The organism is Roseovarius sp. D0-M9, assembly GCF_037083805.1.
In the GTDB taxonomy this organism is placed as follows: Bacteria; Pseudomonadota; Alphaproteobacteria; order Rhodobacterales; family Rhodobacteraceae; genus Roseovarius.
This window is the reverse complement of sequence record NZ_JBAPKZ010000111.1, coordinates 1-1,496: the sequence shown is the minus strand read 5'-3', so window position 1 is coordinate 1,496 and position 1,496 is coordinate 1. Positions and strand designations below refer to the sequence as shown.

The following is a 1,496-nucleotide window of genomic DNA, read 5'->3' as shown; positions in this document are numbered from 1 at the left end:
GCGATGGCTGAGGTCTCCGCGTCGGACGCGCCTACCGAAGGCACGAAATATGGGAGCGGCTCAAGCACCGGTGCGCCCGACTACCCACACGGAACGAGAAGGGACCCAACTTCGAGCAACTCCTCCACCAACGGAAGGTTGTTTGACAGCCATTCTGCCTTTCTTTTTGCTTGCTTTGCCGCCTCCTCCAGCTTGGAAAGATGGTTAAATCTTTCAATCGATTCATTCGGCGCTACCAAGCATTTTACTTCAGCAACAACAACACGACCACCAATTCTGAACAGTAGATCAATTTCCTCACCGCCATTATCCACTTCGTCTAACGCGTGTGGCAAGCACGAGAAATCATAAATGCATTCATTTCCTGCAAATGCTGCGTTAATTCGTTCTCGAACTCCTATTTCAAAGGTTTCACCAAGACTCTTCACTTTAGTCAGATCAGGTCCCAATAACTCCGATAAAGTTCTTTCCACAAACCGAATTTTGGCCCCGGCTTCGACCGACGGCAAGACGATCATGACATACTCTTCGTCAAGCTCTATAAGCGGATGAAACCAAGCACCGTCCCTAAAACATTTCGCAGTATCGTCTGGTGAGAGCACAAGTTGCGATAGAATAGATTTTGCGACGATTTCCTCGACGCCCAAACCTACTCTGAAGGCGCGCAAGCAGTTACTTTTGGAGATACGGAGTGAAAAATTTTTGGCATCTCGATAGCTACGTATAGCTTTCGCATGAACGCTTGAAATCATTCCGGAACCAACTTCCCCTAATAGCCAGAGCGATTGAACGAGCAGTCGCATCGTGATATCCGCCCCCGCCACCTCGATTGGCACGTCCAAGAAATCTTTAATGTACGAATGTTCTAAAATGCTCAATGTCTCGTTGAGGCTCTGAAGCTTTCTTGGCGATGGCTTCGAGGCATTTAGCCGAGCACGACCTTTGCGCGATTGCGCGAACGAAACGGTCTGAACGTATCGCGTGTCTTCCCGGTCTTCCGGCATATCATGGAACAACGCAAGTGGCCCCCAAAGTGCAGCTTCGGTCCGCATTTGGCTTGCAAACCAGTATCCATCACTTTCTCGATCTGCAGGGCCGAAAATAAGGTCCTCTCCTTCCTTTTTTAGTTCTCGCGCCTCCCAAAGCGCAGACATCCATAGGTCTCTCAGGCCCGCCTCTACTGAAAGCACCCAACCTGCTCTTAGCTCCAGAAGACCAAAATCCGTCGAGAAGGGCTCGCGTTCTCCTTTGAGGTTCTTTGCTTCAAAGAACCAATGGGGCAAGGTATCCACGATTGCGGTAGTCAAATCGTCCTGCGACAGATTTTTCTGAGGCGCTATTTGGCTACCTGATTTTCCGACGTCCATGAGGTGAAAGGGGTCAGAATCTTTGGCTTCTTCGCGGTTTGTGTGGGTGTGCGGGTCTCCGGTCAGTTCACGACCACACCAGATGTTGTGTCGTAGGGTGACGCGGGCAGGTGCTTGAGCCGACCGGCG

General features: G+C 50.7%; 1 protein-coding gene. It reads right to left on the bottom strand.

The features are described from left to right. Positions 1–80 precede the first annotated feature (80 nt). Positions 81–1,496: hypothetical protein (locus V8352_RS21705; protein ID WP_336426335.1), on the bottom strand; the 1,416-nt coding region annotated here is incomplete at its 5' end.